This window comes from Micromonospora sp. NPDC050397 (assembly GCF_044901685.1).
Taxonomy (GTDB): domain Bacteria; phylum Actinomycetota; class Actinomycetes; order Mycobacteriales; family Micromonosporaceae; genus Micromonospora_G.
In genome coordinates this window covers 314,974-341,095 of sequence record NZ_JBJDPS010000006.1, presented here as the reverse complement: position 1 = coordinate 341,095, position 26,122 = coordinate 314,974, and the positions used below count along the sequence as shown (strand labels likewise).

Genomic DNA, 26,122 nt, shown 5'->3' with positions numbered 1-26,122 from the left:
CGGCGTCGGGCTCACGGTCAGAGGGTCGAGGTGACCTTGTGCAGGCCCCGGGGCGCGTCCGGGTCCTCGCCCCGGGCCAGCGCGAGGGAGAGGGCGAGTTGTTGCAGCGGCAGGATGTCCAGCAGTGGCGCGTACCTCTCGTCCACCTGCGGCACGGCCAGCCGGGCGGTGGCGCCGGGCACGTCCGCCGGGCCGACCGCGACCACGTCCGCGCCGCGCTCGCCGACCCGGGCCAGCACCTCCCGCATCGCCGTGCCGCCGGGACCGGCGCCGACGACGGCGAGCACCGGCACGTCCGGGTCGGTCATGGCGAGCGGTCCGTGCAGCAGGTCCGCGCCGGAGAAGGCGAGCGCCGGCAGGTACGAGGTCTCCATCAGCTTGAGCGCCGCCTCCCGGGCGGTCGGGTAGGCGTACCCCCGACCGGTGGTGACCACCCGGGCGGCGAACCGGTAGCGGCTGGCGAGCTGGGCGGCGGTCGGGTCGGCGAGGGTACGTTCCGCCAGTTCCGGCAGGGCGGTCAGGGCGGCCCGTTCCGGCTCGGGCAGCACGCCGTCCCCGGCCCGCACCCCCTCGATCAGCATGAGCAGGGCGAACAGCTCGGCGGTGTACGTCTTGGTGGCGGCGACCGCCCGCTCGTGCCCGGCGGCGACGTCCACCGCGAGTTCGGCGACCCCGGTCAGCGGCGAGTCGGGGGCGTTGGTCACGGCCAGGGTGAGCGCGCCGGAGGCGCGGGCCTGCCGGAGCACCTCGGCCAGGTCGGAGGAACCGCCGCTCTGGCTCACCCCGATCACCAGCGCGCCGGAGAGGTCGGGTCGGGCGCCGAAGACGGTGACCGCGCTCGGCGAGGCGAGCCCGGCGGGGAGCCCGAGCCGGATCTCGGTGAGGTACGCGGCGTAGAGCGCGGCGTGGTCGGAGGTGCCGCGCGCGGTGAAGACCACGTGCCGGGGGCGGCGTTCGGCGATCACAGCGGCGATCCGCGCGATCGCGTCGGCGTGTTCCGGCTCGAGCAGACGGGCGAAACCCGCCGGCTGCTCGGCGATGTCGGCCGCCATACCGGCTCCCGGACGTGCCACGAAGACCTCCCCGCTCCTGCGCGATTGCCGCGCGTTTCGTGCTCAGTCTTGCACGTTCCAGACCGATCGAGCAATCAAGCGCGCAGGATCGAGCAGACAATCACCGCCCATCCCGATCATGCTCTAGGCTCCCCAACCCAGGGGGGAACGAACGCACGACGAGAGGTCGACACGGTGTCCGAGGGAATGGACGACCCACGGCTGTCGGCCGAGGGCGAGCTGGCGCTGGCCCGGCTGGCCCTCGACGAAGGCGACCTGAGGCACGCGGCGGGCCACCTCGCCGGGGCGCTCGCGTACGCGCCGACCATGCCCGAGGTGCACGAGGTGCTCGCCCGGCTCGCCGCCCGCGCCGACGGCGCCCTGGACCTCTTCCCCCTGGACCACCACCCGTTCATCGGCGCCGTGGTGGCCCGCGCCCACCTGCTGGCGGCCGCTGGCAAGCCCGACGAGGGGCTGGAACTGCTCGCCGCCGCCACCGCACACGCGCCCGGCTCCGACTGGGCCGGCGTGCCCTGGGTCTGCACCCCCGAACTGCCCGGTCAGCTCGACCCGGAACAGATCGCCCGGCTGCTGATGCAGATCTGCGCCGCCGTCGCCGACCCGGTGGACGGTGACGAACGGGCACCGCTGCTGCCGTACCTGCTGCTGGCCAAGCACGCGGTGGCCACGTACCCGGAACAGGGACTGCTGCTCGGCGCCGCGTCCGCGCTCGCCCGCCGGGTGGGCGAGATCGAGCAGGCGGTGAGCTGGGCCGAGGCCGGCGCCCGGATCATGCCGTCGAAGCTGGCCGAGGTCTGGCTCGGTTACGCCTACCGCAGCGCCGGCCGCACCGCCGAGGCGCTCGCCGCGCTGAACCGGGCCGTCGACCACGAGCCCGACGACCTCTCCGTGTACGCGGACATCGCCGGCACCCTCGCCGACCACGGCCGGTTGAACGAGGCGCTCGGCTGGATCGACCGGGCCCTGGCCCGGGACCCGTCGTTCGACTGCGCCGTGCACACCGGCCACCGGCTGCGTTACCAGCGCGACGGACGGCTCGAACACCTCGTCGCGCTCGCCGACTTCCGCCGCGACCACCCGGACGACACGCACGAGCACGGCGACCTGGCCGAGTGCTGCCAGGGGCGGCCGTGGCTGGGACAGATCCCGGCGGCCGGCGAGGCGGTCACCAACGTCCTGCGGCAGGTGCTGGCGGACGAGGGGCCGGTCAGCGGTGGCCAACTGCGGCTGAGCGGGCTGGAGCCGCCGAGCGCGATGCGGGCGGTCGCGGCGGCCGTACCCGGGCTGGCCGTCGAGGTGGCCGAGGTCGCGGCGCCGGACATCCGGGAGCCCCGGCGCTCGTCGGCCCGACGGCTCTGGAGCTACCAGGGCACCATCGCGGTACCGGCGGTGCCGGCTCCCTCGCCGACCGCGGTCGACCGGATCCGCCAGCTTGCCCACCCCGCCTGGCCACACCCGCCGGCCGCGTACGACGCCGCCGTCGGCCTGGCCACGCTGGAGGTCGACGACCTGCTCGGCCTCCTGGTGCACCCGCCGACGCCGCCGGAGACGCCACTGGGCCGGACCCTGGCCGAGCACGACCCCACGCTCTGGGTGCGGTGCGTGCAGGTCTGGGCCTGTCTCGGCCTGCTGCACCACCGCACCGACGAGCCCTGGATCGACTCGACCCGGCGCCGGGTCCTGGTCGACCTGGTCTGGGGCGTCGAGGACTGGGTGACCGAGGCCGCCCTCTGCGCGCTGATGACCGCGTCCTGGGTCGACCCGACGGTCCGCTCCGACGTGGCCGCGATCGCCGCCGAACGGCTCGCCGACAGCGTCACCGTGGCCCGCCAGCGCCCGGTCTCGATCGCCCGCTCGCTGGCGCAGCTCGTGCTGGCCACCCCGGCGATGGCCCCGCAGACCCTGGCCACCGCCCGAGCGATCGTCGCCGCCGACGCGCCGACGCCACGTCCGGGCGGCTGGTTGAGCCGGCTCTGGCGCCACCTGCGCCGCTGAGGCAGCCCGGGCGCCCTCGGGCGGTCGACCCGGGAAAGTGAATCGCCGGTCCCCCGCTCACGACGAGCGGGAGACCGGCGAGTTCGCTCCGAAGGGGTCAGTGCACCGGGGCGTTGGCCAGCGCGGTCTCGGCCTGTTCCTCGGGGCTGCCGGCGGCCGCCTCGCCGCCACGCAGCGGGATCTCCTTGATGAACCATGCCAGCACCGCGACCGCGGCGGCGAAGAACACCGCCCAGCCGAAGACGCCGGAGATCGAGTCGGCCAGTCCGCCGAGCACCGCGTCGCGTACGTTCGCCGGCATCTCGTCCAGCCGGGCCGGGTCGATACCGCCGCCACCGCCGCTGCTGAGCTGGTCGGCGGCCTGGGTGCCGAGCTTTTCGGAGATGCTGTCGTGCAACCGGTCGGCGAAGATCGCGCCGAACAGCGAGATGCCGAACGAGCCACCGATCGACCGGAAGAAGGTCGCGGCGCCACTTGCCGCGCCAAGGTCCTTCTGCTCGACGCTGTTCTGCGCGATCAGCATCGAGGTCTGCATCAGGAAGCCCATGCCGACCCCGAGTACGACCATGTAGAGCGAGAGCACGGTCTTGCTGGTGTGCACGCCGATCATCATGAGCAGGGCCATGCCGGCGGTCATCGCCACGCCACCGATGATCGGGAAGATCCGGTACTTGCCGGTCTGGGTGATCACCCGGCCGGCGACGATCGAGACGACCAGCATGCCGAACATCAGTGGCAGCAGCAGCAGACCGCTGTTGGTCGCCGAGGCACCCTGCACGGTCTGCTGGAACAGCGGCAGGAAGTTCATCGCGCCGAACATCGAGAAGCCGAGCAGGAAACCGATCACCGAGATGACCGCGAAGTTGCGGTTGGCGAAGAGGCCGAGCGGCAGGATCGGCTCCGGCACCCGCCGCTCCACCAGACCGAAGGCGACCAGGCTGAGTACGGCCAGCGCGGTCAGGCCGAGGATCTGGGCCGAGCCCCAGGCGTACTCGTTGCCGCCCCAGGTGGTGATCAGCACGATCGCGGTGATGCCGACCGAGAGCAGGGCCGCGCCCAGCCAGTCGATCCGGTGCTCGGTACGGTACTTCGGCAGGTGCATCCGGGTGATCAGGACCAGCAGCGCCAGCCCGCCGAGCGGCAGGTTGACGTAGAACGCCCAACGCCAGGAGAGGTTGTCGGTGATGAAACCACCGACCAGTGGTCCGGCGACCATGGCGATGGCCATGATCCCGGCCATCAGCCCCTGGTAGCGACCCCGCTCCCGGGGCGGCACCAGGTCACCGATGATGGCCATCACGCCGACCATCAGGCCGCCGGCACCGAGCCCCTGTACGGCCCGGAACACGATCAACTGGATCATGCCGTCCTTGGTCCCGCCGAACATCGACGAGCCGGCCATTCCGCAGAGCGCCGAGCCGATCAGGAAGATCACGATCGAGGTGAGGAAGATGGTCTTGCGCCCGTACAGGTCGCCGAGCTTTCCCCAGATCGGCGTCGACACGGTGGTGCCCAGCACATAGGCCGTGACGACCCAGGTGAAGTGGTTCAGTCCGCCGAACTCACCCACGATCCTGGGCAGCGCGGTGCTGACGATCATGTTGTCGAGCATCGCGAGCATCATCGCGATCATGAGGCCGGCCAGTACGACCCGGATGTTCGGTCGTACCGCCGCCTGCTCGGTCTGGGTCATCGGTAAGCTCCCCCTGAGCTGCAACCAACTTACTTGCCGGCCGGCTAGTTTCCTTACTAGCCGCACGGTAAGCTGATGGGCAGGTCCAGTCAAGCCGAATTCGACAGGCGGGGGTCCGGTGTCCGAGAGCACAGGCAGCACCAGGGCCCGGATCCAGGCGGTCGCGCTCGAACTCTTCACCGAGCAGGGCTACGAGAAGACCTCGCTACGGGAGATCTCCGAGCGCCTGGGCGTGACCAAGGCCGCGCTGTACTACCACTTCAAGAGCAAGGACGACATCGTCAACAGCTTCGTCGAGGATCGGCTCGGCCGGCTCGACGCCCTGATCGAGCTGGGCAAGGAACTGCCGGTCGACGCGGCGACCCGACGACGCGAACTGCTGAGCTGCTACGCGGAAGAGTTCTTCGGCAGCACCGGCCACTCGGTGATGCGCTTCTTCGACCAGAACCAGACGGTGCTCAAGAGCCTGCCCGCCGGCCAGATGATGCGCGAGCGGATGATCCGGCTCGCCACGGTGCTGGCCGCGCCGGAGGACTCCGCCAACGCCCAACTACGGGCGACGCTCGCGCTGTTCGCCGTACACAGCAGTTGGTTCGCGCTGCGCGACCGTGAGATCACCGACTCCGAACGGCGGGACCTGGCCCTGGAGATCGCCCACGAGCTGCTCGACCGGATCGGCACCGCCGGCTCCTGACCTCCGGCGTACGCGTACCAGCGCGGCTTGCGTCGGCTACGGCCCGACGACGGTCACCGGATCGGTCGCCACCGTCGCCAGGTCGAGCCGCAGGGCCAGCAGTCTCACGTCGGGGGCCGGGCTCCAGTCCCGTTCCGGCACCCGGACGAAGCCCAGCCTGGCGTAGAGCCGCTGGGCGTTGACCACGAAGTCCCGTACGCAGATGACGACCGCGCTCAGCCGCCGCTCGACCGCCCGGTCCACGCAGGCCCGCACCAGCGTCTCGCCGACTCCCCGGCCCTGGGCCGAGGGATCCACCGCGAGCATCCGGAACTCCGCCTCGCCGTCGGCGGAGATCTCGGCGAGCCTGGTGCCGGCCAGCACGAACACCACCGACCCGACCACCTCGCCGGTGTCCGGGTCGACCGCGACCAGCAGCTCACCCGCGCCGGCCCGACCGGCCACGTCGGCCAACGTCCGGGCGTAGGTTTGCGCCCCGTCGAGCTGACCGGCGTCCTGGTACGCCGCGACGGTCAACCGGGCGATCGCCGGAAACTCGGCCGGCACCGCCGGTCGGACGAGCAGATCGCTCATTCGATGACCGCGATCAGGTCACCGTCCTGCACCACGTCGCCCTCGTTGACCGCGAGCTGGCGGATCACGCCCTCCGACTCCGCGATCACCGGGATCTCCATCTTCATGGATTCGAGAATCACCAGCGTGTCACCCTCGGAAACGGTGTCGCCAGCGCTCGCGACAACCTTCCAGACGTTTGCCACCATCTCGGCGCGAATCTCCTCGGCCATGGTGGGCCCTCCCTCGTCGGCGTGGTGTTGCCTGCGAACGGTATCCAATCACGAGCCCGCCCGCGCCGGGAGCACGGCGGGGCGGACTAACATCATCGGGTCAACTCCCGGTCCCGGGAGAACCTGTCCGACGGGAGGCCAGCATGGCGAAGAAGTCTCGCAAGAAGAAGGCACGTAAGAAGAGCGCCGCCAACCACGGCAAGCGCCCCAACTCCTGACCGACGCCCACTCCGCCCTCCGGCGGAGATGATCGGCGGTCCCGCCGCGGGCCCTGGACCAGGGCCCGCGCGGGACACGGGGACGTCGAGCCCGGCGGCCGTCGGAACCGGGCACGTGGAAGCCCGCGGCCGTGGGATTCCGGCTGTCGCCGGGTCCGGATCAGTCGGGCAGGTATTCGCGCGACTGGTCGGTCTCGAAGACCAGTTCGGTGAGGCGGAGACGAAGCCGCTCACGCAACTCGGTCGGCGCCGTCTCGTTGCCGCAACAACGGGCGACCAGCGCCTTCACCTCCCGCTCGATGCCGTACTCACGCAGGCATCCGGTGCAGTCGTCAAGGTGCTCACGAATCAGGTTCCGTCGCTCGTCGGCGCATTCCAGGTCGAGGTAGAGATACACCTCGGCGAGCACCTCACGGCAATCGGTCTCGTGCGGTTCACCGCAACTCACGGTCCTACACCTCCCGGCCGGCTGCGGCGGAGTCCTTGGACGTCGTAGCCGCATGGAAACCACGGTCCGCGGCGTAACGCTCGAGCAGCTTGCGCAGATTACGCCGCCCCCGGTGCAGCCGGGACATTACCGTACCGATGGGCGTTCCCATGATGTCCGCGACCTCCTTGTAGGAGAAGCCCTCGACATCGGCGAGGTACACGGCGAGTCGGAATTCCTCCGGCAACTGCTGGAGCGCGTGTTTGACGTCGCTGTCCGGCAACCGGTCCAGCGCCTCGGTCTCGGCCGACCGCAGGCCGCTGGAGGTGTGCGACTCCGCCTCCGCGAGCTGCCAGTCGGTGATTTCCTCGGTCGGCGCCTGGATCGGCTGACGCTGGCGGCGCCGGTACGAGTTGATGTACGTGTTGGTCAGGATGCGGTAGAGCCAGGCCTTGAGGTTCGTTCCCTCTTCGAACTGGTGAAAAGCCGCGAACGCCTTCAAAAAGGTCTCCTGGACCAGGTCCTCCGCATCGGCCGGATTGCGGGTCATCCGCAGGCCGGCCGCGTAGAGCTGATCGACGAAGGGCAGCGCGTCCCGTTCGAACCGCGCCCGACGCTCGTCCGTAGCCTTCTCCGGTCGTGTCAACCGCACGTCCCCCCGCCTCGGTTGCCCATCCCTGGGTCGGCCGGGTACGGACGGCCGGGACGGGCTCAGGACCAGTTCCGACGGCGCCAGCGACGCCACCGAACCAGTCGACTTTCCCGCCGAGGATACGCGGAAAGAGTGGTCGACAGATCGGGTTCCGGCCGTGCCGGTGCTCACCGCGCGGAGTTCACGTGTCGCCCGCCCCGACCGCTGGCCTCGTAGCAGGCGGTGCGGCCCCGTGTCGAGCTCGCCGCGCCCGGGAATTCGTGTTTCGGTCGGCACCCGGTCAACCCCCTCGCATGAGTAGCTTCCGGAGGTTGTAACGCTCGGCGACCGGTGGGGCATTCCGGTGATCCCGGCCCCATCCCTGGCCCCAACCGGCAACCCTTGGCTGGGGCGTTCACGGCTGGGACCAGGAAGGGCCTGGGAGGATGACGCCGACCCCGGTGTCCACGAACCCTGCGGTCCCGCAGCCCGGCATCATGAGTTGCAACGATCTCCCCCGGCCCGGGAAACGGCGCGAGTTTTGTCAACCGATGGTCAGAAACGGGTCGACCGACGGTCAGAAACCGGGCCGACCGGCGGTCGGAACCGGGTCAGGACGGCCGGGCCCAACCCCGCTCGCGTAACCACCCGAGCGCCAGCGCGGCCGTACCGGCGGGATCCACCCGCAGGTCGTGGCGTTCGCCGGGGCGGGACACCACCTCGACGTCGGTGCCGGCCGGGGGCATGCCGAACGGGTCCCGGTCGCCGTTGAGCACCAGGGTCGGCACGCCGGAGAGCAACTCGGCCGCCCGGGACCGTTCGGGTCGTCCCGGCGGGTGCAGCGGAAAGGCGAGCGCCACGATTCCGGCGGCCCCGACCGCCGCCGCGGTCCGGCAGGCCACCCGGGCCCCACTGGACCGACCACCCACCACCAGCGGCACACCGGGGAGCCGTGGCAGCAGCGCCGCGACCACCGCCATCCAGGACTCGTCGAGGTGATTGGCCGGGGCCGGTGCGCGCCGCCCGGCCACCCGGTACGGCTGCGTCACCCGAGCGACCGCGACGCCGGCGGAGGTCGCCTGGTCACGCAGGGCGATCAGGTCGGGCGCGTCCACGCCCCCACCCGCGCCGTGTCCCAACACGAGCAGGCTGACGGGTGGGCCGGTACCGGAGGGGTCGAGATCGACCCGTGCGGGCCCCCTGGGGGTGTCGACAAGCTGGTCACCACGGAACACCTGGTCATTCTGCCCCCGCCGGCACCGGCGTCACCGCGCCGGTCGTCAGCTCAGCGACTCAGTGGCACCAGCGTCAGCAACCGGTCTCGTACCGGCGGACCGCCGTCGTCCACCACCGTGTCCGGATCACGCTGCACCTGCCCCCGCCAGGCGACCAGCATGGCCCGGCGTTCCCGGGGCGTGGTGCCGCCCCAGACCCCGTGACAGTCGCCCACCTCCAACGCCCAGGCCAGACACGCGCCCTGGACGTCGCAGGTACGGCAGAGCGCGACCGCCGCGTCGGCCGGTTCGCTCGGTGCCGGAAAAAATGTTTCCGGGTCCACGCTCTGGCACACGCCTCTGGTGCGCCAGGCATCGTCAAGTTGCCGCTCCGCCACCGCCCGCAACAATCGCGGGTCTCGTCGTGCCGCGGCAACCTCGTGCGGGCGTGGCATCCGCGCCCGTGTCATCCACCCACCTCCCCCGTGGGACCGGCATGATCGGTGGGCCTCACCCGCCCGGTGCGAATCGGTACCCACTGCCGGCGCTGTGTTCTATCGCACTATCGCTGGCGGAGACAAGGGTTTGCACAGAACCTGCGCGAAGTCGAGGGCGACGTTTCACCCCGAACTCTGGCAAATCAGCACGCGCCAATGTGGCGACGACGCTCAGAAAAGCGTCAAATCATCGGGCGCGGCCGGCCCCGTACGCAATGGCGGCGCACTCACCCGGGCGACGAGTTCGGGACCGTCGTTGCGTACGTCACCCACGCCCCGACCGACCGGACGAATCTCGATTCCGGCGAGCAGTTCGGCGGCCGGCGGCGCCAGCAGGTGCGGTGACGATTCCCCGCCGTCGAGCCACTCACCCCAGCGCCCCGGTTCCAGCAGCAACGGCATTCGATCATGTACGTCGGCCAGTTCACCCGCTGCCGAGGTGGTGATCACACTGCAACTCAGCAACGGGCCGTCCGGCCCCTTCCAGATCGACCAGAGCCCGGCGAAGGCGAGCACCCCGCCGTCGGCCGGGGTCATGAAGTAGGGCTGCTTGCCGCCGTCCCGACGGACCCACTCGTACCAACCGTCGGCCGGGACCAGGCAGCGCCGCCGGGCGAACGACCGGGCGTACGCGTTGGTGGTGGCCACCGTCTCGGCCCGCGCGTTGATCATCCGGGCGCCACCCCGGGCGTCCTTCGCCCAGGCCGGCACCAGACCCCAGCGGGCGAGCGAGAGTGCGCGTCGAGCGGTGCCGTCGACGTCGGCCCGATCCTCGGCCGGGGCATTCGCCACCATCCGGACAATCGGGATGGAATCGGTCGGCGCCACGTTGTAATCGGCGCCGAGCCGACCACCCGTCTCGTCGTACGACTCGAAGAGCTGGCTCAGGTCCGCCGCGCTGCGGGTCGTCGCGTACCTCCCACACATGTCCCCCACGCTAATCCGTCCGCCGGCAACCGGCCGCCCCGCGAGATCAACCAGCGATCCGGCGGCGGACCGACCGTCCCGGCAAACGGGAGCGACCGGACCGCCGAGTCGAACGCCCACGGCGGGCGCGGCAGAATGGACGGGTGGCACATCTGACCGCGATCCGTCCCGTCGAACCGTGGAGCGCCCCGACCGCGTCCGAACCGGTGACGACCACCATCACCCTGCCCGGGTCCAAGTCGATGACCGCGCGGGCCCTGGTGCTCAGCGCGATCGCGGTCGGCTCCTCCACCCTGCGCCGACCGCTGCGGGCACGCGACACCGAGTTGATGTCCGCCGGGCTGCGCGCGCTCGGGGTGCAGGTGTCAACCGTCGACGAGGAACGTTGGCTGGTCCGACCGAACCCGCTGCGCGGCCCGGCCCACGTCGACGTCGGCCTGGCCGGCACCATCATGCGGTTCGCACCGGCGGTCGCCGGGCTGGCGCACGGGCCGGTCACCTTCGACGGTGACCCGGTCGCCCGCACCCGCCCGCTCGGGCCGCTGCTCGACGCGCTCACCTCGTTCGGCCTGCGGATCGACGCCGGGCCGAACGGCAACCTGCCGCTGACCGTGTACGGCACCGGCGAGGTGGCCGGCGGCGAGGTGGTCATCGACGCCTCCGCGTCCAGCCAGTTCGTCTCCGGGCTGCTGCTCGCCGCGCCCCGGTTCACCAACGGGATCACGGTCCGCCACGTCGGCCCCCCGGTGCCCTCCGCGCCGCACCTGCGGATGACCGTGCAGATGCTGCGGGCGGCCGGTGCCGGCGTCGACGACACCACGCCGGACGTCTGGGTGGTCGAACCGGGCCGCATCTCGGGGCGCGGCTGGGACATCGAGCCGGACCTCTCCGGAGCGGTCCCGTTCTTCGCCGCCGCCCTGGTGACCGGGGGCTCGGTGACCCTGACCGACTGGCCGCACAGCAGTCTGCAACCGGTCGACACCCTCCGCACGCTGCTGCGCCGGATGGGCGGCGAGGTCACGCTGGACACCGACGGCCTGACCGTACGCGGCACCGGGGTGGTCAAGGGCATCGAGGCGGATCTCGCCGACGTCGCCGAACTGACCCCGGCGCTGGCCGCCCTGGCGAGCCTGGCCGATGGTCCCTCCCTGCTGCACGGGGTGGGGCACATCCGTGGTCACGAGACCGACCGGCTGGCCGCGCTGGCCCGGGAGCTCGGCGGGCTCGGCGCCCACGTGGTCGAGTCACCGGACGGCCTGGAGATCCACCCCCGGCCGCTGCACGGCGGGACCTTCCGGACCTACGCCGACCACCGGATGGCGCACGCCGCCGCCGTGATCGGCCTGGCGGTTCCCGGGGTCGAACTCGACGACGTGGGGTGTACCTCAAAAACCCTGCCGGAGTTCCCGGCACTATGGTCAGCGATGGTGGCCGGCGGCGGCGTGGTGCGGTAGTCGGCCCCCGACGGTCCGCGCGGTGGTCGCGGCACAACCGAGGGAGTCGAGCTGGCCGGCAAGCGGCGGGAGTACGACGAGGACGACGTCCGGGTCCGGCCCGGTCGTTCGTCGCGTCCGCGTACGCGTACCCGCCCCCGGCACGACGACGCGGTGCCCGCCTTCGTGGTCTCGGTCGCCCGGGGCCGCTACATCTGCGTACTGGCCGGCGCGGACCCCGACACCGGAATCGCCGGGGCGGAGCGCGACGGTGACGGGTCACCACTGGTGACCGCCATGCGGGCCCGGGAGTTGGGGCGCAAGTCGGTGGTGGTCGGTGACCGGGTCTACCTGGTCGGCGACACGACCGGGCGAGACGGGGCACTGGCCCGGATCGTCCGGATCGCCGAACGCACGTCCGTGCTGCGGCGCACCGCCGACGACGACGAGACCACCGCCGAGGGGCGGTTGGAACGGGTGGTGGTCGCCAACGCCGACCAGCTTGTCATCGTCAGCTCGCTGGCCGACCCGCCGCCGCGTACCGGGTTCATCGACCGCTGCCTGGTGGCCGCGTACGACGCCGACATCACCCCGCTGCTCTGCCTGACCAAGTCCGACCTCGCCGGCCCGGAGGAGGTGCTCGACTACTACGCCGAACTGGACCTGCGGTACGTGCTGCTCCGCCCCGACTCCGACCTCGCCGAGCTGCGCCGACTGCTCGCCGACCGGATCTCGGTGCTGGTCGGGCACTCCGGGGTGGGCAAGTCGACGCTGGTGAACCGGCTCGTGCCGGACGCCGCGCGGGCGGTCGGCACGGTCAGCGCGATCGGCCGGGGCCGGCACACCTCGACCAGCGCGGTGGCGCTGCACCTCCCCGCCGTACCCGACACCGGGCCGGACAAGAACGACACCGGGCCGGACAAGAACGACGGCGGGCCGGACGGGGAGCACGGCGGGCCGGACGGGGAGCACGGCACGGGCTGGATCATCGACACCCCGGGCATCCGGAGCTTCGGACTCGCCCACGTCTCCGCCGACAGCCTGCTGCACGGCTTCTCCGACCTGGTCGAGGGGACCGTCGACTGCCCGCCCAACTGCGAGCACACCACCGCCGAGGCCGACTGTGCGTTACCCGCCTGGGTGGCCGCCGGGCACGCGGACGAGCGGCGCCTGGCGTCGTACCGCCGGTTGCTGGCCTCCCGCGCGGGCGAGACCGAATAGCCGAGGCCCGCCGGGCCGGACCTCGCAGCCCACCTGGGCACGGCGGACCCCGATGGCCGCTTGGGCCGGAACCGACCCCGGTGCCCAGTCGGGGCGAGGTGGACCGCGATGGCCGCTTGGGCCGGAACGGACCCCGATTCCCTCGGGGCGAGGCGGACCCCGACGGCCGCCTGGGCCGGAACGGACCCCGATGCCGCCGGGGCGGGCCGCAGACCCCGGCGCCCGCCGGACCGGCCGCGTGCCGCGCCGACGCCACGCCCAGCGGCGGTCCTTGATCGCGCGGGCCGCCGATCTCGGCTACCTTTCCGGCCATGGCCCGGTATGCGGATGATCTCTCGCTCGCCCACGTGCTCGCCGACGCGGCGGACTCCATCTCGATGGCCCGGTTCCGAGCGCACGACCTGCACGTCGAGTCGAAGCCCGACCTGACCCCGGTGTCGGACGCGGACCAGGCGGTGGAGCGGGCCATCCGGGCCACCCTGGCCCGCACCCGCCCCCGCGACGGCGTCCTGGGCGAGGAGTACGGCACCGTCGCCCCGGCCGCCGGCACCGGCACCCGGCAGTGGGTCGTCGACCCGATCGACGGCACCAAGAACTTCATCCGGGGCGTGCCCATCTGGGGCACCTTGATCGCCCTCATGGAGGGGGACCAACCGGTGGTCGGGCTGGTCTCCGCACCGGCCCTCGGACGGCGTTGGTGGGCCGCGACCGGGCACGGGGCGTACGCCGGTCGGCACACCACCGCCGCCACCCCGATCAAGGTCTCCGGGGTACGCCGGCTCGCCGACGCCAGCGTCTGTTACTCCTCGCTCGACGGCTGGGCCGAGAACGGCCGCCTGCCGGCGATGCTCGACCTGATCCAGGGCGGTTGGCGCAGCCGGGCGTTCGGTGACTTCTACGGTTACATGCTGGTCGCCGAGGGGGCGGTCGACATCATGGTCGAACCGGAGCTGTCGCTCTGGGACCTGGCCGCCCTGATCCCGATCGTCACCGAGGCCGGCGGCACCTTCACCGACCTCGCCGGCCGTCCCGGTCCGGCCGGCGGAAGCGCCGTGGCCAGCAACGGACTGCTGCACGAGGACCTGCTCCGACGGCTCGGCCGACCGGCTCAGGTGTAAGGAAGGGCCCCTTGTTAACGCTATGCGTTAACAAGGGGCCCTTCCTTACACCCAGGAGCGGAACAGGGCTTTTGCTTGGGTTTGGGAGTCGGCCCACCACCCCGGGCGGAGCCACCGGGCAACCTCTATCCTCGCCGGATGGTCTCTGCGGGCTGGTGTCTCCTTGCGGCGATGATCGTCGCGTACGGCGTGGCCAACCTGCTCCAGTCGGTAGCGGCGACCCGTACCACGCTGCGCCACTCCTTCGATCCCGGGCTGTTGCTGCGGCTGGCCTGCCAACCGGCGTACCTGGCCGGACTGGGTTGTCAGGCACTCGGATTCGGCCTCGCCTTCCTGGCCCGGCGGGACCTGCCGCTGTTCCTGGTCCAGGCCGCCGTGGCGGCCGGTCTCGGGGTGACCGCGCTGCTCGGGGTACTGCTGCTCAGGTGGCGGCTGCCGGCCAGTGAGGTGGTCCTGCTGGTGCTCCTCCTGGTCGGGATCACCGCGCTGGTGCTGGCCGCCCGTCCGGCGCACTCCCGACCGATCGGTCCGGCGGTCCTGTTCGCCCTGGTCGCGGCATTAGCCCTGGTCGCCATGCTCGGCGCCGTCGCGGTACGGCTACGGGGCGTACCCGGATCGGTGGCGCTGGGCGCCCTGGCCGGGCTGGCCTTCTCCGCGGCGGCGATCGCGGCCCGTCCGCTCGCCTCGGCCGACTCGTTCGGCGAGTTCGCCCGTGACCCGCTGCTCTACCTGCTGGTGGCCCACTCGGTCGTGGGACAGCTCCTGCTCGGCCTGGCGATGCAGCGCGGGTCCACCACGGCGGCGGTGGCGGCAATGGACGCGGCCGGCGCCCTGCCCGCCGCCGTGGTCGGCCTGCTGCTGCTCGACGACAAGATCTGGCCGGGCCGGGAGTGGCTCGCCGCCCTCGGCTTCCTGCTCACCCTCACCACCGTCATCGCCCTGACCCGCTACGCCCAACCCCAATCCCACCGGAAAGGAAGGGCCCCTTCTTATCGTTTTCTGTATAGGAAGGGCCCCCTCCTAACACCTGTGGCCTACACCTCGGCGTCCGGGCGGCGCAGGCGGACCACCCGTTCGTAGACCCGCTCCAGCGCTCCGGCGGTACGTTCCCAGGTGTAGCTGCACCGGACCCGGTCCACCGCCGCGTGCCCGTACGCGAACCGCCGGGCGTCGTCGGTGAGCAGCCGCCGCAGGGTCACGCCGAGACCGCGTACGTCGCCGAGCGGGACCAGCCGCCCGGTCACCTCGTCCACCACCGTGTCGGCGATCCCGCCCTGCGCGTAGCCGACCACCGGCACCCCGGACGCCATCGCCTCCAGCGGCACCCGCCCGGCGGCTACGTAGCGCGGGGTGCAGGCGACCACGTCCGCCGAGCGGTACCAGGTTGGCATCAGCTCGTGCGGTACGTCACCGATCAGGCGCACCTGCTCGCCCACCCCGTTCTGCACCGCGAGTTCGCGCAGCCGGCGGGCCTCCGGATACCCGTCGAGTTGCTCGGCCGGCGGTCCGCCGACGATCACCAGTTCGGCGTCGCCGACCAGGCGCAGTGCCCGGACCAGGTCCTCCTGTCCGTGGCCCGGCGCCAGCCCGCCCACGCTGAGGATCCGGGACCGGCGCTCGCGCGGCTGCGCCTCGCCGTCCGGGGTGAACCGGCCGATGTCCACGCCGGCCGGGACAACGGTGACCGCCGCCCGGTCCAGCCCCATCCGGGTCAGCTCGGTGACCTCGTCGGTGGACTGCGCCACCGCGAGGTCGACCGCCCGGGTCAGCGCGCGTTCCAGCGGGATCCGCTCGCCCGGTCCGGCGTACGCCCGGCCGAGGTGGCGCAGTTGCTCGACACCGAGCGAGTGGAAGGTCTGCACGACCGGGATCGTGGTCTCCCGTACCGCGCTGGCCGCCGCCAGCCCGCCGACCCAGAAGTGGCCGTGCACCACGTCCGGTGCCCAGTCGCCGGACCACCGCTCGATCAGCCAGCGCCCGAACTCCGGTACGTGCGGCACCAGCTCGGCGGTGGGCGCCCGGGTGGACGGGCCGACCGGGACACGCTCCAGCCGGTAGCCGTCGGCCTCGGTGGCGGGCGCCAGGTCAGGGTCCTCCAGCCGCTCGTAGACCCGTACGTCGTGGCCCCGACCGCTCAGCTCGGCGGCGACCCGTGCGACATGCTGCTGCGTCCCGGTCGCCGTACTCGGCGGACCGGGCGGGCCAGCGTGTGCGCGGACCAGGCCGACGCGCATCGGGACACCTCCATCAGGGCGGCTGGACCAGCGGCCATCCAGGCGGCTGGACCAGCGGCGGGGCTGGCCGGGGCGGGTCCCGGTGGCGGGCCCGTCACCCCGGGGCTGGGCCAACGGGCTTTCGATCAGAGTCTCCCGTTAACCGGGGCCGACGGAGCCGAAACCTGCAACTCCGGCTCCGTCCCGAGGGGCCGCCCGGGGACCGGGCCGACGGACGTACCCGGACGATCGAATCGGACGTACCCCGAACCGGTCGGCCGCCCCGGGTGGAGCGCGACGCGCGGTCCGCACCCGGACCGGGACGAACGGCGCGTTCCGGGCCGCCGGGTGCGGCGACCGATCACTGGGTACGCCGTGCCGCTCGCCTGACCACACAGCTGTCCGCCACCACGGCCGGCCCGAACACGTCCATTGTGGAAAGGGAGAACCGCCGGGTGCGGCGCTCCGAGGGACGAACCGGTCAGCAGGCCCTCCCCGGCCGCCAGCGGTTACGCCCGCACGGCAACGGGTAGTTCGGTCGGTATGCGCGATGACGACTACCCGGTACCGCTGAGTGACCCGGAGGCCGAGGGCCTGCCCGGCACCGCCGACGACGACTCGACCGCCGGGGACGACGTCCTCACCGGCCGCGAGGCCGACGGTGAGCAGCCGGCGGCCCTACCGGCCGACGTGCCGCAGGCGGTGGACCGGTTCGGCAACACCGCCCAGGAGCAGCTCGACGGCGAGTCGGTGGATTACAAGATCGCGCGCGAGCAACCGGAGCCGGCCATCGACGACCCGCTCGCCGGGCCGGTTGATCCGCAGATCGCGGCCGAGGCGAACAGCCCGGAGGCCGCCGCCCAGGCACAGCTCGACGCCGACGTGATCGACGACGGACCCAGCTCGGATCCGGCCTCGGCGGTGTCGATCTACGACCACGGCAACCTGGGCGGCCCGACCGGGGCGACCGTCGGTCGGCTGGTGGAGCCGGACCAGGGTGCCCGTGACGACGTGGAGACGGACGCGATCGCCGCCGACGCGGGTTCCGCCGGGGGCGGGCCGACGGCCGAGGAACTCGCCATCCACGAGACCGAGCCTCCCGGTGACCGTCAACCCGGCCTGACCGAGCCACCACCCTGACCCGCGCCACCCTGACCCGCGCCACCCTGAACCGGGCGCCCTGACCCGCGCGCCCTGACTCACGCCACTCTGGGCCGCGCGCCCTGACTCACGCCACTCTGGGTCGCCGGCCCGCCGCTGGTGCCGCCGGTCCGGTGGCGGTCAGTCGTCCAGGCCCCGCTCGATCGCGTACCGGGTGAGTTCCACCCGATTGTGCAGTTGCAGCTTGCCGAGCGTGTTCTGTACGTGGTTCTGCACCGTACGGTGCGACAGGCCGAGCCGCTCGGCGATCTGCTTGTACGACATCCCCTTGGCCACCAGCCGGAGCACCTCGGTCTCCCGCTCGGTGAGCCGGGGCGTGGTGTCCCGCTCGGGCGGATCGGGCTCCGCCGCCAGGCGGCGGTACTCACCCAGCACCAGTCCGGCCAGTCCCGGGGTGAAGACGGTGTCACCGGCGGCGGTGCGCCGGACCGCCGCCAGGAACTCCTCCGGTGCGGCCGACTTGACCAGGTACCCGGTGGCGCCGGCCTTGACCGCGTCGAGCACGCTCTGCTGCTCACCGCTGGCCGAGAGCATCAGCACCCGAATCCCGGGCATCCGGCCGACCAGCCCGACGATCACCTCGACCCCGGAGATGTCGGGCAGTTGCAGGTCGAGTACGACCACGTCCGGCTGGGTGGCGGCGGCTATCCGGATCGCCTGCCGGCCCTCGCCGGTGGTGGCCACGACGCTGTAGCCGGCCTCGGTCAGGTCCCGGGCCACTCCCTCGCGCCACATCGGATGGTCGTCCACCACCATCACCCGGATCGGCGGTTCAGCCCTCATGCCCCCCACCCTAGGACCGCCGGCCCGTTTGCCTCGTCCCCGCGGCCGTGGCGCCGGACGCTCGTCTCAGCGACCGTCGTACCGGTCCGCCTCGTCCCACCGGCCGTCGTACCGGGCGCCTCGTCCCACCGGCCGTCCCGTTCGCTGCCCGTCTCACCGGGTCGGCACCCGCAGCTCGACCTCGGTTCCCTGACCGGGCGCGGTGATGATCCCTACGCTGCCACCCAGCTCGGCGATCCGCCCCCGGATCGACTGGGCCACCCCCAGCCGCCCCTGCCGTTCCGCCTCGGCCAGCCGCTCGGCCGGCATACCCGGACCGTCGTCCCGGATCGAGACGGTGATCGTGCCGGCCTCCTCCTCCACCAGCACCCAGGCCCGGCCGCCGCCGTGCCGGAGGGCGTTGTCCAGGGCCGCCCCGGTCGCCGCCGCAACCTCGCGGGCGACGTGACCGGCCAGTCGTACGGGGGTGGCGGGCATCGCGACCGAGACCGTCGGCGAGGCGTAACCGCCGAGCACCGTACGCAGATCGGTTTCGGAAGCGTCGACGGCGCCTTCGCGCTGTGCCGGTGGCCGGGTCATGATCAGCGCCCGCAGCGCCGCCTCCTGCTCACCGGCGAGCCGGGCCAGCTCACCCGCCTCCCCGTCCAGATGCGCGCCACGCCGCTGGACCAGGGCGAGCACCTGGAGCACCGAGTCGTGGATGCCCCGGGCCAGCCGTTCCCGTTCGCGGGTCGCCGCCTCCAGCTCCGCGGCTCGTTGCAGGCGCTCCTCCACGTTCGCGGCGAGCCGGGCCACGTGCCCGACGGCGATCCCGGCCAGCAACATCAGGATCACACCGTTGACCGTGGCCTGGATGACCTGGTCCCGCATCAGCAGGTCGGTGCCGCCGAGGACGAGCGCGGCGACCGCCCCGCGCCGTCGGCCGCCGGTGACCGCCCAGGCGAGCACCGGACCGCCCTGCCAGGCGACGGCGAGCGTGGGCACCCCGGACGCCAGTGCCGGCTGCCCGGCCACCCAGACGCTGGCCAGCAGCGCCGCCATGACCACCAGCAGGTCGGCGACGAGCAGTGGCCAGTGCCGGCGGGCCGGGCGGGCGTACGCGTAGCTGGCGAAGATCGTCCACGCGGTCATCGAAATCAGCACCGGTACCGCCGCCACCGGACGGGCGTACTCGTCGAGGTTGAGCCCGACCAGCGCGAGGACGTACGTCAGCGAGGCGAACCGGAAGACGGCTATGGCCCGCCAGAGCGGCACCTGGAATCCGCAGGGTGGCTGCTCGATCGACCGCTCCGGCACGAACCGACCATGCCACAGCCGGGCACCCGAGCGGCTCCCACGAGCGGTGTCCCGGGACGGTCGGCTGGACCTTCCGAATCGAGGATCGAGCACGACGAGTCGCGCGGGGGTCGCGGCATTACCTGACGTAAGGTGGAAATGCCATAAAGCATCTGACGATCGATGGCGAGCCCACCATGACCAGCACCCAGCCGCGCGGTCCGCGATTCGCGGTGCCCGTCGAACCCTCCGCGCTGCTCGCCGCGACCTTCCACCGGGGCCAGGTGTCGGAGCTTCGGCACTCGGTCGCCGCGCACGCCGAGGCGTCGGGACTGACCGGTGAGCGCCTCGACGACTTCGTACTGGCCGTGCACGAGCTGATCACGAACGCCGTACGGCACGGTGGCGGTCGGGGTCGACTCCAGCTCTGGCCAACCACCGGCGCGGTCTGCTGCGAGGTCTCCGACCACGGCACCGGCATCGACACCGACCGGCTGGCCAACCGCCGCCGCCCCGCCCCGGACACCGCCGGTGGTTGGGGACTCTGGCTGGCCCGCCGGCTCAGCGACGAGATGGCCGTCGAGACCGGACCGACCGGCACCACCGTACGGATCAGCGCCAGCCTGACCGGCGAGCGCCCGGCACCCACCGGCTGACCCCGAGCCCTCCCCGGCCCGGCGTCAGGCGAACAGTGCGCTGACCGACTCGCCGTTGTGAATCCGGCGCATCGCCTCGGCCAGCGCCGGTGCCACCGAGAGCACCCGCAGTTTCGGCACCCGCTTCGCAGCCGGGATCGGCACCGTGTTGGTACAGACGATCTCCAGCACCCCGTCCTGCTGGCTCAGCCGATCGAGTGCGTCGCTGGAGAAGAGGCCGTGGGTGCAGGCCAACCGGATCGAGCGGACCTTCAGGTCCCGCAGGTGGTCCATCAGCTCGATCATCGTGCTGCCCTTGGCGATCTCGTCGTCCAGCACGATCACGTCCCGGTCCACCACGTCGCCGATGACCGCGCTGATCTGTACCCGGTCGTCGCTGAACCGCTGTTTGGCCCCGGCCGCCACCGGCGTGCCGAGCATCCGGGCGAAGGCCGCCGCCTCCTTCGCGTTGCCCAGGTCGGGCGAGACCACCACGGTGTCGGTGAGGTCGTAACGCTTGAAGTGGTCGGCGAGTTCGCGCAGCGCGTGCAGGTGGTCCACCGGCACGCTGAAGAAGCCGTGCACCTGCGGCGAGTGCAGGGTCAGCGCCAGCACCCGGTCGGCACCGGCCGACACCAACAGGTCGGCCACCAGCCGGGCGCCGATGCTGATCCGGGGCGCGTCCTTCTTGTCCGACCGCGCGTAGGCGTAGTGCGGCAGCACGACGGTGATCCGCCCGGCCGAGGCACCCCGGGCCGCGTCCAGCATGAGCAGCAGCTCGACCAGGTTCTCCTGTACCGGCGGGACCAGTGGCTGGATCAGGAAGACGTCGCGCTCCCGGCAGTTGGCCTGGAGCTGCACCTCCAGACAGTCGTTGGCGAACCGGGAGACCCGGACCGGGTGCAGGGGGACACCGAGGTGGGCACAGATCTCTGCGGCCAGCTCGGGATGGGCACTTCCGCTGAAGACGGCGATGTCGCGCACGCTCGCATCCTAGGTTTCCCGCCCTGGTCACGTACGTCCGCCGAGCCGACCCGCGTAAGGAAGGGCCCCTTGTTAACGCTATGCGTTAACAAGGGGCCCTTCCTTACGCGTGGGGCGGGTGGGTGGCAGCGGGATCGGTGGGTTTACCGGTACGGTGCGGCGGTGACCGAGCAGTACGTCGCCGCCATCGACCAGGGCACCACCTCCTCCCGGTGCATGGTCTTCGACGCCACCGGCACCCCGATCGCCGTGGCGCAACGCGAACACCGGCAGCACTTCCCGCAGCCCGGTTGGGTCGAGCACGACGCCGAGGAGATCTGGGCGAACGTGGAGTGGGCGATCCGGGAGGCACTGGACCGCGCCTCGATCGGACCCGACCGGCTGGCCTCGATCGGCATCACCAACCAGCGAGAGACCACCCTGGTCTGGGACCGGACGACCGGTCGCCCCGTCGCCAACGCCATCGTCTGGCAGGACACCCGCACCGGGCCGCTGCTGCGGCGGCTCGACGAGACGTACGGCGAGGAACGGATCCGGGCGCGTACCGGGCTGCCGTTGGCGACGTACTTCGCCGGGCCGAAGCTGATGTGGCTGCTGGCCGAGGTCGACGGGCTGCGCGAGCGGGCGGGCCGGGGCGAGGTGCTCTTCGGCACGATGGAGAGCTGGCTGATCTGGAAACTGACCGGTGAGCACGTCACCGACGTGACCAACGCCAGCCGTACCCTGCTGATGGACCTGCGTACCCTGGCCTGGGACCCGGAGCTGCTGGAGCTGATGGACGTCCCCCGGGCGATGCTGCCGGAGATCCGTTCCAGCGCCGAGGTGTACGGCACGGCGACCGGCGCCCTGGCCGGGGTGCCGGTGGCGAGCGCCCTCGGCGACCAGCAGGCGGCACTGTTCGGCCAGACCTGCTTCGCCCCCGGCGAGGCGAAGTGCACCTACGGCACCGGCAGCTTCCTGCTGCTGAACACCGGCACCGAGCCGGTCGCCTCCCGGCACGGGCTGCTCAGCACGGTCGGCTACCGGATCGGCGGGCAGCCCGCGACGTACGCGTTGGAGGGCGCGATCGCGGTCACCGGTGCGCTGGTGCAGTGGCTGCGGGACAACCTCGGCCTGATCTCGGCCGCCTCCGAGATCGAGGAGCTGGCGCGCGGTGTCGAGGACAACGGCGGCTGTTACGTCGTACCGGCGTTCTCCGGCCTCTTCGCGCCGCACTGGCGCAGCGACGCGCGCGGGGTGATCACCGGCCTGACCGGTTACGTCACCAGGGGGCACCTGGCCCGCGCGGCGCTGGAGGCGTCCGCCTGGCAGACCCGCGAGGTGGTGGACGCGATGAACGCCGACTCGGCGGTGCCGCTGCGGCGGCTGCGGGTCGACGGTGGCATGACCGCCAACGAGCTGCTGATGCAGTTCCTGGCCGACGTGTTGGACGTACCGGTGGTCCGGCCGGCGGTGACCGAGACGACCTGCCTCGGCGCGGCGTACGCGGCCGGCCTGGCGGTCGGGTTCTGGCCCGACCTGGAGACGCTCCGGGCGCAGTGGCGGCAGGACGCGCGGTGGCAGCCGGCGATGGACCCGGGCCACCGCGACCGCGAGCTGCTCAACTGGCGCAAGGCCGTCGACCGTACGCTCAACTGGGTCGAGGACTGACCCCAGCGGTACAGACGCCGATCAGGAACGCCGACCAGGGACCCGGCCCGAACTCCAGCACCGAACCGCCCGGGTCTTTTGAGTCGCGGACAATCACCGACTGAGGCAGGATCGCCATCTCGACGCAGTTCGAGTTGGAGCCACTGCGGCTGGACTTGCGCCAGACCAATCCTGGCAGGTCCGCAGCCATCATGGCTCGCCTTACTCTCGGTCGTGCTCCATCTGCGATCCGCGCAACGATATCCAGCGACTCGGCAGGGCTCAACGCCACCTTGATCAGCCTATCCAGCTCCTGTCGGAAGAAGGTTACCTGCTCCGGCTCCTTCAGGAACAGACCGAAGATCTTGTGTTCGAGATGCACGACCGACCGGTTGCGGGCGAAGTCCAGTAGCGCGCGGCCCAGCCTGGCGGTTACCAACCGAGAGGTGGTGTGGACATGCAGGGCCACGGGGCGACCCGCTTCGCGAGCCCAGCTAGCGACCATCGACCGCGCAACAACTGACGAACTGCGCCGGTCGACAGGTCAACGGCTCACCAGGTACGGCCGGTGAGCCGTTCGTAGACGTCGACGTACCGGGCGCGGGTCGCGTCGATGACCTCCTGCGGCGGCTCCGGGGCGGGGCCCTGCTTGTCCCACCCGGTGCTGACCGCCCAGTCGCGCAGGTACTGCTTGTCGAAGGAGAACTGCCCCCGACCCGGCTGGTACGACTCGGCCGGCCAGAACCGGGACGAGTCGGAGGTGAGCACCTCGTCGCCGAGGACCAGGGTGCCGTCGGGCGCCCAGCCGAGTTCGAGCTTGGTGTCGGCGACCAGGATGCCCCGCTCGGCGGCCAGCTCGGCGCCCCGGCAGTAGACGTCGATGGTGATCTGCCGCAGCCGCTCGGCGATCTCCGGGCCGACCTTGTCGACCACGTCGGCGAAGGTGATGAACTCGTCGTGCTCGCCCAGCGGGGCCTTGGTGGTCGGGGTGAAGATCGGCTCGGGCAGGATCGACGCCTCGACCAGGCCGCGCGGCAGTTCGATGCCGGAGACCGAGCCGGTGCGCTCGTACTCCTTGAGACCCAGACCGGTCAGGTAGCCCCGGGCGATGCACTCGACCTGCACCATCTCCAGGCGGCGCACCCGGATCGCCCGGCCGGCGAACTCGGCCGGCACGTCGGTGGCGGAGATGACGTGGTTCGGCACGATGTCGGCGACCTGCTCGAACCACCAGAGCGAGAGCGCGGTGAGCAGCTTGCCCTTGTCCGGGATGGGCGTCGGCAGGATCGTGTCGTAGACCGACACCCGGTCCGAGGCGACCAGGATCAGATCGTCGCCGTCCGCGTAGACGTCCCGGACCTTGCCGGAGTGCACGAGTTCCACGTCGGCAAGTACATCACGGCGCCCTGTCGCACCCGCCGCCCCGTCGTCTCGGTGTGACGCGACTCCGGCCCAGCGTCGCCCCCACTGGCCAAAACAGGACGGCGGGGCGGGCAAACCAGGATCAGATCCGGGCACCGACCTCGATTCCGCCCAACGGGCGCAGGAAGGGCGAGGACGGGATACCGCCCGCCGCCGTACGCGGGCCGGTGATCGCGGTCCGGTCGGTGCTGACCAGCGCGGCGTCGGTCCAGGTCCCGCCGAGATCCCAGGAGTTGCCGGTGCCGGTCGAGCCACCGAGCGAGACGGCCTGCCCGTTGCCCACCGCGAGGTTGCCGGTGAGCGTGGAGAGCGAGTCGGCGACGTCGAACCCGGTCCCGCCGTTGCGCCAGGCGGTGTTCCGGTCCAGTCGCATCGCGCCGGGGTTGGCGTTGTCGATGAACCCGCCCTGGGCGTTGTCGAAGGCGATGCTGTTGCGTACGAGGTGACCGGCGGGCAGGTCCTCGTCACCGCCACCGAGCTTGAACCCGTTGCCGTCACCGGCGAAGTTGGGGAAGCCCCACCGGTCGACCCCGTTGCCCCACGCCACCGAGTCCTCGATCAGGATGGGCGAGAGGAACTCCCAGGCGTCGAAGCCGTCGTCGACGTTGTTCCAGAGCCTGGCTCCCCGTACCACGTTGCCGGTGCCCGAGCCTTCCTTGATCGCCAGTCCGTCCGCGCTCTCGCCGTTCTTGCGCGGGTCCCGGTTTCCGTGACTGTCCAGGTTGAGCACCAGGTTGTTGCTCGCCTCGCCCTGTATCTGGAGTCCGCTCTCGTAGTTGTCCCGGGTCACCAGCCGGTCGAAGACGTTGTTGTGGCAGGTACGGCAGTAGACCCCGTACGGCCCGTTGGCGATCTCCAGCCCGACCAGCCGCCAGTACGACGCGGCCATGTGGATCGCACCTCGTTCGGCGTTCGGGATGCTGCCGTCCAGCGGGGCCGGGGTGTGCGGCATCTGCTCGCCGTCGATCAGGACCCGCTCGGTGCCGTACCCGGTGAGGGTGATCGGGGCGGTGGCGGTGCCGCTCCGGGTGATCCGGATGTTGCCGGTCGGCGCGTAGGTGCCACCCCGTACCGCGATCGTGTCTCCGGGTTGGGCCAGGTCGACGGCGCGTTGGATGGTCCGCAGCGGACGCTCCAGACTGCCCGGCGCGCTGTCGTCGCCGTTGGTCGCCACGACCAACGAGCCGCCCGACGGCGGCGGGCCGGTCGGGGTGGGCGAGGCGGTCGCGGTGGGCGTCGGGTCGGGCGCCCCGCTCTGTACGTCCACGTCGTCGAAGGAGGCGGTCGCCCGGTACGTCTGCAACCCGACCCGCCCGTTGCCGGCCTGGCTGGTGCCCTGTCCCACCACTCTGCCGTCGACCAGCCCGCGTACCGTCCCGCCGCTCACCTCGACGGCGAGCGTGGCCCAGGTGCCGACCGGTACGGCCACCGGCGCCGAGCCGAGCACGGTGACGGCGCCGCCCCGTACGGCGTGCAGTTCGGCCCGGTCGACGAAGAGCGCCAGCCGGTCGAAGCTGGTCGCGCCGGTGGAGCGGGCTGCCACCGCGACAAAGCCACCGGGCGTGCCGTGGCTCGACGGCTTGACCCGGACCTGCGCCCGGTAACTCGTCCAGTTGACCGACCCGGCGAAGACCCGGGACAGCTCCGCGCCGACGTTGCCCTGGCGCAGCGCCCGGCTCCCGTCGGTGACCACGGTCCAACTGCCGCCGGACCTGGACCAGCCGTTGGAGTTGCCGTCCTCGAAGTCGTCGGCGAACAGGGCGGCGGCCGACGCGGTCGCGGTGATCCCGACCAGGGCCGTGAGCAGGGCGGCAAGCCCGGCGGCGGGGATGACCAACGACCGCCGGAGCAGGGTCGACCGGGTGGGCGCCATGATGGAGTGTCCTTCCGGTACGCGACCATGGTGGACGAGCGGAGCACTGACAGGAAAGCGCTTTCTCCATTCGGCACGTTACGGAAGGCTTTTACGAGTGTCAATGCGTTCTTCTCTGTGCCCCTCCCCGGCCAGTGGATCTCGACCGGACGGCCGTTGACACCCACCGGGCATCCCTGTGTAAATGTTTCCCGATCCAGCCCTGTGACCGGCGCCGACAG

26 protein-coding genes and 1 pseudogene are annotated in these 26,122 nt (G+C 71.8%); 10 read left to right on the top strand and 17 right to left on the bottom strand.

Going from position 1 to position 26,122, the window contains the following annotated elements; translation table 11 throughout:
- Positions 1–17: 17 nt before the first annotated feature.
- Positions 18–1,052 carry an SIS domain-containing protein gene (locus ACI2K4_RS22625; protein ID WP_404514071.1) on the bottom strand — a complete coding sequence of 345 codons (1,035 nt, stop codon included), beginning with the start codon at positions 1,050–1,052 and terminating at the stop codon, positions 18–20.
- Positions 1,053–1,259: 207 nt separating this feature from the next.
- Here ACI2K4_RS22625 and ACI2K4_RS22620 point away from each other — a divergent pair, with 207 nt between their 5' ends.
- Positions 1,260–3,068, top strand: coding sequence for a tetratricopeptide repeat protein (locus ACI2K4_RS22620; RefSeq protein ID WP_404514070.1), 1,809 nt, complete (start codon positions 1,260–1,262; stop codon positions 3,066–3,068).
- Between the two features lie 97 nt (positions 3,069–3,165).
- Here the strand turns inward: ACI2K4_RS22620 and ACI2K4_RS22615 are convergent, their stop codons facing one another.
- Positions 3,166–4,761 (bottom strand): MDR family MFS transporter, encoded by a 1,596-nt coding sequence (locus tag ACI2K4_RS22615; protein ID WP_404513913.1) that lies wholly within the window; start codon positions 4,759–4,761, stop codon positions 3,166–3,168.
- A 118-nt stretch (positions 4,762–4,879) separates the two neighbouring features.
- Here ACI2K4_RS22615 and ACI2K4_RS22610 point away from each other — a divergent pair, with 118 nt between their 5' ends.
- Positions 4,880–5,455: a TetR/AcrR family transcriptional regulator gene (locus ACI2K4_RS22610; RefSeq protein ID WP_404513911.1), complete on the top strand. Its 576-nt coding sequence runs from the start codon at positions 4,880–4,882 to the stop codon at positions 5,453–5,455.
- Between the two features lie 36 nt (positions 5,456–5,491).
- Here the strand turns inward: ACI2K4_RS22610 and ACI2K4_RS22605 are convergent, their stop codons facing one another.
- The gene (locus ACI2K4_RS22605) at positions 5,492–6,028 is read right to left on the bottom strand and encodes a GNAT family N-acetyltransferase (protein WP_404513909.1); all 537 of its coding nucleotides are present in this window, start codon (positions 6,026–6,028) and stop codon (positions 5,492–5,494) included.
- Positions 6,025–6,240 (bottom strand): biotin/lipoyl-binding carrier protein, encoded by a 216-nt coding sequence (locus ACI2K4_RS22600; protein ID WP_404513907.1) that lies wholly within the window; start codon positions 6,238–6,240, stop codon positions 6,025–6,027. The genes ACI2K4_RS22605 and ACI2K4_RS22600 overlap by 4 nt, the downstream gene beginning before the upstream one ends.
- Positions 6,241–6,383: 143 nt before the next feature.
- Here ACI2K4_RS22600 and ACI2K4_RS22595 point away from each other — a divergent pair, with 143 nt between their 5' ends.
- Positions 6,384–6,458: a 50S ribosomal protein bL37 gene (locus tag ACI2K4_RS22595; protein WP_369814844.1), complete on the top strand. Its 75-nt coding sequence runs from the start codon at positions 6,384–6,386 to the stop codon at positions 6,456–6,458.
- Positions 6,459–6,618: 160 nt separating this feature from the next.
- Here the strand turns inward: ACI2K4_RS22595 and rsrA are convergent, their stop codons facing one another.
- From rsrA to ACI2K4_RS22570, 5 genes are all read right to left on the bottom strand, one after another.
- Positions 6,619–6,906, bottom strand: a complete 288-nt coding sequence (gene rsrA, locus ACI2K4_RS22590; RefSeq protein ID WP_404513905.1) for a mycothiol system anti-sigma-R factor — start codon at positions 6,904–6,906, stop codon at positions 6,619–6,621.
- A 4-nt stretch (positions 6,907–6,910) separates the two neighbouring features.
- Positions 6,911–7,813: a sigma-70 family RNA polymerase sigma factor gene (locus ACI2K4_RS22585; protein ID WP_404513903.1), complete on the bottom strand. Its 903-nt coding sequence runs from the start codon at positions 7,811–7,813 to the stop codon at positions 6,911–6,913.
- Positions 7,814–8,127: 314 nt separating this feature from the next.
- Positions 8,128–8,751 carry an alpha/beta family hydrolase gene (locus ACI2K4_RS22580; RefSeq protein WP_404513901.1) on the bottom strand — a complete coding sequence of 208 codons (624 nt, stop codon included), beginning with the start codon at positions 8,749–8,751 and terminating at the stop codon, positions 8,128–8,130.
- Positions 8,752–8,801: 50 nt separating this feature from the next.
- Positions 8,802–9,200, bottom strand: a complete 399-nt coding sequence (locus tag ACI2K4_RS22575) for a WhiB family transcriptional regulator (protein WP_404513899.1) — start codon at positions 9,198–9,200, stop codon at positions 8,802–8,804.
- Positions 9,201–9,398: 198 nt separating this feature from the next.
- Positions 9,399–10,154 carry an SOS response-associated peptidase gene (locus tag ACI2K4_RS22570; RefSeq protein ID WP_404513897.1) on the bottom strand — a complete coding sequence of 252 codons (756 nt, stop codon included), beginning with the start codon at positions 10,152–10,154 and terminating at the stop codon, positions 9,399–9,401.
- 143 nt (positions 10,155–10,297) lie between these two features.
- On the opposite strand from ACI2K4_RS22570, the gene aroA reads away from it, so the two are divergent.
- From aroA to ACI2K4_RS22550, 4 genes are all read left to right on the top strand, one after another.
- A complete protein-coding gene (aroA, locus tag ACI2K4_RS22565) occupies positions 10,298–11,608 on the top strand; it encodes a 3-phosphoshikimate 1-carboxyvinyltransferase (RefSeq protein WP_404513895.1) in 1,311 nt (436 codons plus the stop codon).
- 153 nt (positions 11,609–11,761) lie between these two features.
- Positions 11,762–12,808 (top strand): ribosome small subunit-dependent GTPase A, encoded by a 1,047-nt coding sequence (gene rsgA, locus ACI2K4_RS22560; RefSeq protein WP_404513893.1) that lies wholly within the window; start codon positions 11,762–11,764, stop codon positions 12,806–12,808.
- Between the two features lie 311 nt (positions 12,809–13,119).
- Positions 13,120–13,926, top strand: a complete 807-nt coding sequence (gene hisN, locus ACI2K4_RS22555) for a histidinol-phosphatase (protein ID WP_404513891.1) — start codon at positions 13,120–13,122, stop codon at positions 13,924–13,926.
- A 138-nt stretch (positions 13,927–14,064) separates the two neighbouring features.
- Positions 14,065–15,006 carry a hypothetical protein gene (locus ACI2K4_RS22550; protein ID WP_404513889.1) on the top strand — a complete coding sequence of 314 codons (942 nt, stop codon included), beginning with the start codon at positions 14,065–14,067 and terminating at the stop codon, positions 15,004–15,006.
- On the opposite strand, the gene ACI2K4_RS22545 is transcribed toward ACI2K4_RS22550, so the two are convergent.
- A complete protein-coding gene (locus ACI2K4_RS22545; protein WP_404513887.1) occupies positions 14,961–16,160 on the bottom strand; it encodes a glycosyltransferase in 1,200 nt (399 codons plus the stop codon). The genes ACI2K4_RS22550 and ACI2K4_RS22545 overlap by 46 nt on opposite strands.
- A gap of 522 nt (positions 16,161–16,682) precedes the next feature.
- On the opposite strand from ACI2K4_RS22545, the gene ACI2K4_RS22540 reads away from it, so the two are divergent.
- Positions 16,683–17,279, top strand: coding sequence for a DUF5709 domain-containing protein (locus ACI2K4_RS22540; protein WP_404513885.1), 597 nt, complete (start codon positions 16,683–16,685; stop codon positions 17,277–17,279).
- Positions 17,280–17,420: 141 nt separating this feature from the next.
- Here the strand turns inward: ACI2K4_RS22540 and ACI2K4_RS22535 are convergent, their stop codons facing one another.
- A complete protein-coding gene (locus ACI2K4_RS22535) occupies positions 17,421–18,083 on the bottom strand; it encodes a response regulator (RefSeq protein ID WP_404513883.1) in 663 nt (220 codons plus the stop codon).
- A gap of 153 nt (positions 18,084–18,236) precedes the next feature.
- Entirely contained in the window at positions 18,237–19,379 is a 1,143-nt protein-coding gene (gene macS / locus ACI2K4_RS22530) for a MacS family sensor histidine kinase (protein WP_404513881.1), read from the bottom strand.
- Between the two features lie 176 nt (positions 19,380–19,555).
- On the opposite strand from macS, the gene ACI2K4_RS22525 reads away from it, so the two are divergent.
- Complete coding sequence (locus tag ACI2K4_RS22525) at positions 19,556–20,014, top strand: ATP-binding protein (protein WP_404513879.1); 459 nt, start codon at positions 19,556–19,558, stop codon at positions 20,012–20,014.
- A 24-nt stretch (positions 20,015–20,038) separates the two neighbouring features.
- On the opposite strand, the gene ACI2K4_RS22520 is transcribed toward ACI2K4_RS22525, so the two are convergent.
- Positions 20,039–20,977 carry a ribose-phosphate diphosphokinase gene (locus ACI2K4_RS22520; protein ID WP_404513877.1) on the bottom strand — a complete coding sequence of 313 codons (939 nt, stop codon included), beginning with the start codon at positions 20,975–20,977 and terminating at the stop codon, positions 20,039–20,041.
- Between the two features lie 162 nt (positions 20,978–21,139).
- Here ACI2K4_RS22520 and glpK point away from each other — a divergent pair, with 162 nt between their 5' ends.
- A complete protein-coding gene (glpK, locus tag ACI2K4_RS22515) occupies positions 21,140–22,627 on the top strand; it encodes a glycerol kinase GlpK (protein WP_404513875.1) in 1,488 nt (495 codons plus the stop codon).
- Here the strand turns inward: glpK and ACI2K4_RS22510 are convergent.
- The 4 genes and pseudogenes from ACI2K4_RS22510 to ACI2K4_RS22495 form a co-directional block, all read right to left on the bottom strand.
- Complete coding sequence (locus ACI2K4_RS22510; protein ID WP_404514068.1) at positions 22,608–22,820, bottom strand: DUF397 domain-containing protein; 213 nt, start codon at positions 22,818–22,820, stop codon at positions 22,608–22,610. The genes glpK and ACI2K4_RS22510 overlap by 20 nt on opposite strands.
- A 51-nt stretch (positions 22,821–22,871) precedes the next feature.
- A pseudogene (locus ACI2K4_RS22505) lies at positions 22,872–23,111 on the bottom strand (Scr1 family TA system antitoxin-like transcriptional regulator); the annotation flags it as partial.
- Between the two features lie 47 nt (positions 23,112–23,158).
- Positions 23,159–23,989: a phosphoribosylaminoimidazolesuccinocarboxamide synthase gene (locus ACI2K4_RS22500; protein WP_404513873.1), complete on the bottom strand. Its 831-nt coding sequence runs from the start codon at positions 23,987–23,989 to the stop codon at positions 23,159–23,161.
- A gap of 121 nt (positions 23,990–24,110) precedes the next feature.
- On the bottom strand, positions 24,111–25,901 hold the full coding sequence (locus ACI2K4_RS22495) for a right-handed parallel beta-helix repeat-containing protein (RefSeq protein ID WP_404513871.1): 1,791 nt from the start codon (positions 25,899–25,901) through the stop codon (positions 24,111–24,113).
- Positions 25,902–26,122 lie beyond the last annotated feature (221 nt).

Coding starts and splice junctions, on each gene's coding strand:
- ACI2K4_RS22510 (WP_404514068.1), bottom strand. CDS start 22,820: ATGATGGCTGCGGACCTGCCAGGATTGGTCTGGCGCAAGTCCAGCCGC.
- ACI2K4_RS22525 (WP_404513879.1), top strand. CDS start 19,556: ATGACCAGCACCCAGCCGCGCGGTCCGCGATTCGCGGTGCCCGTCGAA.
- ACI2K4_RS22545 (WP_404513887.1), bottom strand. CDS start 16,160: ATGCGCGTCGGCCTGGTCCGCGCACACGCTGGCCCGCCCGGTCCGCCG.
- hisN (WP_404513891.1), top strand. CDS start 13,120: ATGGCCCGGTATGCGGATGATCTCTCGCTCGCCCACGTGCTCGCCGAC.
- ACI2K4_RS22625 (WP_404514071.1), bottom strand. CDS start 1,052: ATGGCGGCCGACATCGCCGAGCAGCCGGCGGGTTTCGCCCGTCTGCTC.
- ACI2K4_RS22550 (WP_404513889.1), top strand. CDS start 14,065: ATGGTCTCTGCGGGCTGGTGTCTCCTTGCGGCGATGATCGTCGCGTAC.
- ACI2K4_RS22570 (WP_404513897.1), bottom strand. CDS start 10,154: ATGTGTGGGAGGTACGCGACGACCCGCAGCGCGGCGGACCTGAGCCAG.
- ACI2K4_RS22615 (WP_404513913.1), bottom strand. CDS start 4,761: ATGACCCAGACCGAGCAGGCGGCGGTACGACCGAACATCCGGGTCGTA.
- ACI2K4_RS22600 (WP_404513907.1), bottom strand. CDS start 6,240: ATGGCCGAGGAGATTCGCGCCGAGATGGTGGCAAACGTCTGGAAGGTT.
- ACI2K4_RS22575 (WP_404513899.1), bottom strand. CDS start 9,200: ATGACACGGGCGCGGATGCCACGCCCGCACGAGGTTGCCGCGGCACGA.
- ACI2K4_RS22495 (WP_404513871.1), bottom strand. CDS start 25,901: ATGGCGCCCACCCGGTCGACCCTGCTCCGGCGGTCGTTGGTCATCCCC.
- ACI2K4_RS22535 (WP_404513883.1), bottom strand. CDS start 18,083: ATGAGGGCTGAACCGCCGATCCGGGTGATGGTGGTGGACGACCATCCG.
- ACI2K4_RS22540 (WP_404513885.1), top strand. CDS start 16,683: ATGCGCGATGACGACTACCCGGTACCGCTGAGTGACCCGGAGGCCGAG.
- ACI2K4_RS22605 (WP_404513909.1), bottom strand. CDS start 6,028: ATGAGCGATCTGCTCGTCCGACCGGCGGTGCCGGCCGAGTTTCCGGCG.
- ACI2K4_RS22620 (WP_404514070.1), top strand. CDS start 1,260: ATGGACGACCCACGGCTGTCGGCCGAGGGCGAGCTGGCGCTGGCCCGG.